Annotated in this window: 3 protein-coding genes and 1 pseudogene; 2 read left to right on the top strand and 2 right to left on the bottom strand. The window is 72.0% G+C overall.

The window, feature by feature from the left end; translation table 11 throughout:
* Positions 1 to 707 precede the first annotated feature (707 nt).
* Positions 708 to 1,091: pseudogene (locus tag G6R25_RS19960) on the bottom strand (SAM-dependent methyltransferase); the annotation flags it as partial.
* A gap of 248 nt (positions 1,092 to 1,339) precedes the next feature.
* Between G6R25_RS19960 and G6R25_RS19965 the strand changes: the two are divergent.
* Both G6R25_RS19965 and G6R25_RS19970 read left to right on the top strand, forming a co-directional pair.
* Entirely contained in the window at positions 1,340 to 2,011 is a 672-nt protein-coding gene (locus tag G6R25_RS19965; protein ID WP_163554166.1) for an NIPSNAP family protein, read from the top strand.
* A gap of 158 nt (positions 2,012 to 2,169) precedes the next feature.
* Positions 2,170 to 4,344, top strand: coding sequence for a tetratricopeptide repeat protein (locus tag G6R25_RS19970; protein ID WP_163554167.1), 2,175 nt, complete (start codon positions 2,170 to 2,172; stop codon positions 4,342 to 4,344).
* 76 nt (positions 4,345 to 4,420) lie between these two features.
* Here G6R25_RS19970 and G6R25_RS19975 read toward each other — a convergent pair whose 3' ends face one another.
* Positions 4,421 to 5,668 carry a hypothetical protein gene (locus tag G6R25_RS19975; protein ID WP_163554168.1) on the bottom strand — a complete coding sequence of 416 codons (1,248 nt, stop codon included), beginning with the start codon at positions 5,666 to 5,668 and terminating at the stop codon, positions 4,421 to 4,423.
* Positions 5,669 to 6,182: the final 514 nt, after the last annotated feature.

A 6,182-nucleotide genomic window follows, 5' to 3' on the forward strand; every position in this document is an offset into this window, starting at 1 on the left:
GGCGGGCGAGTACGCCCGCGATGAGGGCTCCGACCGCTGGCGGGATGGGCGGGGCTTCGGCTGGGGTATCGGCCAGCCAGCGCGCTACCGCTTCGGTGTCCTCGTCGTTCGGCTCGGCATCGGGGGAATCCTGCGCTCTGGCCGTGTCGTGGGATGTCGATCCGCCGGCGTCCGGCACCGCCCGTGGCGCCGTCCCCGCCCGTGTCCGTCATACCGGTCTGCGGCGGCCCGTCTCCGGTGTGCGGTGGATCTTCGCGCGAGTCGGCGTGGGCGGGTCGGCGTAAAGTCTGACGCTCATCGGCGGCCACGGGTATCTGTTGCGGCCACGCCTGCCTCGCTCGCAGGCCGGGCACATGATCGTGCCGAACAGCTCGCTACCAGCGCCGAACAGGTCGCTCGTACCATCACCCACCCGGACGAGCAGGCCCAGGCATTGGCCCAGGTAGCAGCCATCTTGGCCGAGACCGGACATTCCACGCTGGGGAACTCCGCCCTCGGCGCCACGCTCGCTGTAGGCGACTGGCGCAACCCGCCATTCCCCGGAGTGGGAAACGTCACTCTGGAGGCGCTACAGACGATCGCTGATGTGGCGGTCGGCGCACTGCCCCAGCCCGCCACACCCACACCGCGAGATGTGTGCAACACGGGGACGGACTACAGGCCGGCGCCATTTGCCAGAAAGATGCTGGTCAGAAGCCTCAATGGAGTGCAAGCACGGTCGGGTCGTTGTCCGCGTACACGACGCGGGTGTCCGGCGCGATGCCCTGCGCGACCTCGTGCAGATTCGGCGAGGTGGGGATGCCGGTGCCGATGTCGAGGAACTGGTGGATGCCGACCTCGCCCACGAGGTGGCGCACGGCCCGCACCAGGAACGCGCGGTTCTGCCGGGCGGCGTTGCGGGTGTTCGGGAATGCGGCGATGGCCTGCTCGGCGGTCTCCCGGTCGGCGGGGAAGTTCTCCTTCCCGCCGAGGTAATAGTCGTACATCCGGGCCGGGTGCGGCACCTCGATGTTCAGGTCCACCGGCTGGACGCCCGCCGCCACCGGCGTGAACCAGCCCGCCCCGGTCGTGCCCGTCCCGGCATCGCTCATCGCCGTCGACCCCCTACGTTTCGGCGCGGTTATCCCGGATCACCTTAAACGGCGTGAGGCACCGGGGTGGCCGGTGGTCCGCGTGAGCCGTGCGTCGCCGCGCCCGAACAAGCGCCGAACGCCGCCGGCGCCGTTCGGCCGGCCGAAGGACGCGGCGGCGAGCCGACGGGTCAGGTATAGGTCAGGTAGTCGACTCGGCGGCTGCGATGCCGCCCGCGCGACCGACCGATTGTGACCGAAGGAGCCGCATGACCGAGCCCGCCGCCATCACCGGAGCCGACCTGGGCGCCGCCGAGCAGGCCGTTCGCTACGAGCTGGCCACGTTGCACTTCGGCCTGGCCGACGGCGGGCGGGCCGCCGAGGGGGTGCTGCCCTGGGTGGAGGGCGCGGGCGCGCGGGGTCGCCTGCTCGGCTGTTGGCAGACCGAGCACGGGCCACTCGGCCGGCTGTTCGTCCTGCGGTCGTTCGACGATGACGGCGAGCTCGCGGCCGAGCGGACCCGCGCCCGCCTGTCCGCCGCCCCGTTCGGCGCCGGGCCCGGCAGCGTCGTCACCGATCTCTCCCTGGCGAGCTTCGCGCCGTTCCCGTTCGTTCCCCCGGTCCGACCCGGCGAGTTCGGCACGGTCTACGAGATCCGCGACTACCACCTGCGCCCCGGCGGCCTGCCGCCGACCATCGAGGCATGGCGCGGGGCGCTGCTCGCCCGCCACGTCATCGACCCGCTGACCGTCGCCATGTACGTGCTCGACGGCCCGACGCGCATCATCCACATCTGGCCGTTCGGCGGCCTGGACGAGCGGGTCGAGATCCGCCGCGACCTCGCCGCCCGCGGCATCTGGCCCCCGGCCGGCGCCCCGGAGCAGATCCTCGACGCCCAGTCGATCATGGCCTGGCCGACCGGCTTCTCCCCGCTGCACTGATCCCATCCCAACCGTCCCGTAGTTCCGGGCCGACGGTGGTGGAACGGGATAGATTCGGTCCCAGACTGTCACGTTGCGCAGCAGAATGGACGCGGGCATGGCGGGGATCTGGGTTGGCCTGGCCGAGGGCAGTGGCGTGCCGACGGGTGGCGGTCTGCATGGGTGACGCGGGGGCCATGGGTGACGCGGGCGTGCGCAACGAGGTGTCCGGTCGGACGGGTGGGCACCTTGTACAGGCCCGGGACATCGGCGAGGTCCACCTCCACGGGGCGATACCGCTTGGAGTGGGACCCGCCGTGATGGTTGTGCCTGGGCAGCTACCCGCCGTCAGGGAGGTGTTCGTCGACCGGGCGGCCGAACGGGCCGCGTTCCACGACATCGTCGGCCGGATCGGGGACGTGCCCAGCCCCCGGGTCGTCCCGCTCAGCGGGCTGCGCGGAGTGGGCAAGTCCGCCGGGGCGGCACGGTGGGCGCACGAGATCCGAGACAGGTTCGACGGCGGCCAGCTCTACCTCGACCTCGGCCGGCAGAGGGGCCGTGGCGCCGTTGCCGCCAGCGAGGTACTCGAACGGTTCATCGAGGCGCTCGGTGGCGACCCGCACGACCCGCCCGGGCCACCGCGGCGGGCGGATGAGGGCGGGCCGGACGCGAGCACTGGCTCGGGACAGGACGCGAGGGAGGCTGCCAGGTTGCGCCGGTTGCAGGCCGCCTTCCTGCACCGCACCGCCGGGCGTCGCCTGCTGATTCTGCTCGACGGCGTGGCGACGGCGTCGCAGGTGACGGCGGTCCTGCCCGCGTCGGCGGAGAGCGTGGTGGTCGTGACGAGTCACCTGCGGCTGGAGGGCCTGCTCGGCGACGGCGCCGAGCTGATCGGTGAGATGGTGGGCGCGGATCGGGCGTACCGCGAACCCGACGCGGTCGCCGAGGTGGTGCGGCTGTGCGGCGGGCTGCCGATCGCGCTGCGGGCGGTCTGCGGGCAGCTCAGGGGCCAGCCGCGGCAGCGGATCGCCACCGTGGCCGAGCGGCTGCGTGACGAGCGGCGGCGACTCGATCGTTTCTCCAGGAACGGGGATCGGGTGGTCGAAGCCGCCTTCGAGATCGGGTACCTGGACCTTCCCGAGCAGGCGCAGGTGTTGTATCGGGTGCTGGGGGTGCATCCGGGGCTGGAATTCGACGTCGCCGTCCCCGCGGCGGCGCTGAGGCAGCCCGCCGCCGAGGTGGCGGAGACGCTCGACCTGCTCGTGCTGGCCAACCTGGTCGACGTGGAAGAGGCGGATGGTCGACACCGCCTGCACGAACTGGTCCGGGTGCATGCGCTGCGCCGCGCCGAGCTCGACGATCCGGCCGAGGTCCGCGACCGCCTGCTGCACCGGATGATCGAGGTGTATCTGCGCCGTGCAGTGCTCGCGGACCGGGCCGTGCTCGGGCCGCGGCTGCGGCTGGCGGACGAGATCTGGGCGCGCCAGGCGGCGGAGTTCCCGCCGTTCGGCTCCCCGGCGGAGGCCCTGCGCTGGTTCGAGACCGAACGGCTGAACCTGCTGGGCTGTGTGCGGGCGGCGGCGAGGCGCGGCTGGGACACGATGGTTTGGGTCCTGTGCGAGGCGTTGTGGGCCTTCTACTACAACCGCAAGCACTACGCCGACTGGCGCGAGACGCACGAGCTGGCGGTCGAGGCCGCCCACCGCCTCGGCCACCGCGCCGCCGAGGCGAGGATGCGCAGCCAGCTCGGCCGGGTCCTCGTCGAGCTCGGACTCTACGACGCAGCGCATGCCGAGTTCGACGCCGCGCTGACGCTGGCCCGCGCCGCGGCGGATCGTCGGCTGGCGGCGTCCGTCGTCGAGTTCGCCGGGCGGTCCCGGTTCGAGCAGGGCGAGTACCCCGCGGCGATTGCGGCGTTCGAGCAGTCCAGAGCGGTCAACGTCGAGATCGGTAACCCGCGCGGGGCCGCGTTGCAGACGCACCACCTGGGCCGTGCGCTCAGCCGGTCGGGCCGCCGGGACGAGGCGGTCGATGTCCTCGCCGACGCGGCCGCCGGGTTCGTCGCCGTGGGCGACGAGCGCAACCGCGCGCGGGTGCTGATCAGTCTCGGTGAGACCTACCGCGACCTCGGGCGGTACCAGCAGGCCGAGCGGGTACTCACCGAGGCATCGTCGATCATGCGCCGGCGGGACATCCCCTTCCAGGTCGCCCTCGCGCTGGAGCTGCTCGCCGACGTCGCGCGCCGCGCCGGCGACGATGCCCGGTGGCGCGCGCACCTCGAGGCGGCTTTCGTAATCTTCGCCGAGGTCGCGAGTCCGCGCGCGGAATCAGGTGTGGCGGCTGCCGCACCGTGACCTTTGGCCGCGTCACGGCCTGGACCCCTTGCCGCGTCACGGCCTGCGGCTGCGGCGAGTCCGCGGCCGACTCCTGTCACCAGCGCGGTGCGGTGGCCATCACCCGGGTGTACCGGGCGCCGAGGCGGACGTCCACCCCGCGCGCCAGGGCGTCGAGCGAGCGACCGCCGACGACCCAGGCGTAGACGACGGACGCGAGCACCTCCATCGCCACCGGCTCCTCCCGCCCAGCCGGCCCGCCGTCCTGGTGGACTTGGTGGGCCTGGTGGACCTCGACGGCTGGGCCGCCGCGCAGGCGGAGCGCGCAGCGACCCGCGGTGGTGACGTCGGCGGCGACGCGGCAGCCCGGGAAGTCCGCCAGCGCGCTCGCCGTCCACTCGCGGGCGGGGAATCCCAGGGTGGGGCTGCGCCGGAGCAGCACGTCGGCGCTCTCCAACAGGCCGAGGTCGGATTCGGTGACGTCGACAGCGAGGTGCACGTCCGCCCCCGACGGTTCGGCCAGCCACGGCCTGTCGGCGGCGGCCGGGAACCGGGCCATCTCGACGACCGGGTCGCCGCCGGCCGCCTGCGCCCGCACCTGCGTCGACACCAGCATGGCGGTCGGGGCGCGTCCCTCCGGCTCGGGCGGATCGATACTGGCGACCCGGGCCGGTCCGGGAGGCTCGGGCAACCCCAGCAGCCCGTACAGCAGGGAACGCAGCGTCGTCAGGGACTCGCCGGGGAGGGCGAACGTCCCCGCGGCGAGCTCGGCGTAGCGGCCCGGGATGTGCCCACCGATCGCGTCGTCGACCTGTCGCCGCAACGGATAGGCCGGTTCGAGTACGGGTGCGAGGCGAAGCAGCCGCGCCGTCGATCCGGCCGGGTCCACCTCGGTGGGCTCACCCGCCGCGAGCAGCACCGGCCGGTCGAGCGCCGCGCCGTACACGCCGACCGACCCGTGGTCCCTGACGACCAGGTCGGCGGCGATGAGCGCGGCGCGCCAGCGTCGCACCTCCAATGCGCCGTGCTGGGCCCAGACGTTGGGATGGATCGCCGCGACCACCCGGTACTCGTCCATCGGCAGGTCGGCGACGAGGCGTGCCGGCAGCTCCAGCGCCCGCTCCAGCAGCGATCCCGAACCCCAGGTGGACGTCAGGACGATCAGCTTCTGGTCGGGACGGACGCCCAGCGCGCCACGGTACTCGCGGCGGCGGTGCCGGCTCGCCCGCATCCGGTCGTAGCAGGGATCGCCGGCGATGACCGCCGCGGGAAGGGCCGGCGGGCAGACGCGACCGAGCCGGTCGAGCTGCTCGGCGTGGGAGAGCACGATCGCGGCCGGTACCACCCGCCCGTCGTGGACAAGCTGGTCGTGGGCGAACCCGTAAACCTGTTTCCTGTTTCCTGTTTCCTGTTTCCTGTTTCCTGTTTCCTGTTTCCTGTTTCCTGTTTCCTGTTTCCTGTTTCCTGTTTCCTGTTTCCTGTTTCCTGTTTCCTGTTTCCTGTTTCCTGTACTTATTATATCCTGCGCCGTGTGGAAAGACGGCCAGCGGTGGGGTTAATCGGTGCAGGTCGCCACTTCGGCTCGCGGCCAGCGCCAGGTCGAATCGGCCGGCCACCGCATGTGCCCAGGGAATTGTCTGTGCCCCGATGTCGTCGAGAAACTCCGCCGAGCCGGGGCCGAACGGCGATCCGTCGATGACGGTGAACAGCAGCCGCACCCGCGGGTCGCCGGCAAAGGCCGGGAGAACATCAGGGCTGCGCGAAGGTCACTTTCCGTGCTGACTGGTTACTCTAGGTTGTGATGAATGTGAGGGCCCGGTTGCGGTCACGGGCGATGTGTTCGACGGTTTCTTTGATTT

It is taken from the genome of Candidatus Frankia alpina (genome assembly GCF_902806485.1).
Lineage (GTDB): Bacteria > Actinomycetota > Actinomycetes > Frankiales > Frankiaceae > Frankia > Frankia alpina.

Excerpts from the sequence above, each read along its gene's own strand:
- G6R25_RS19965 (WP_163554166.1), top strand. The coding sequence starts at position 1,340 with ATGACCGAGCCCGCCGCCATCACCGGAGCCGACCTGGGCGCCGCCGAG.
- G6R25_RS19970 (WP_163554167.1), top strand. The coding sequence starts at position 2,170 with ATGGGTGACGCGGGGGCCATGGGTGACGCGGGCGTGCGCAACGAGGTG.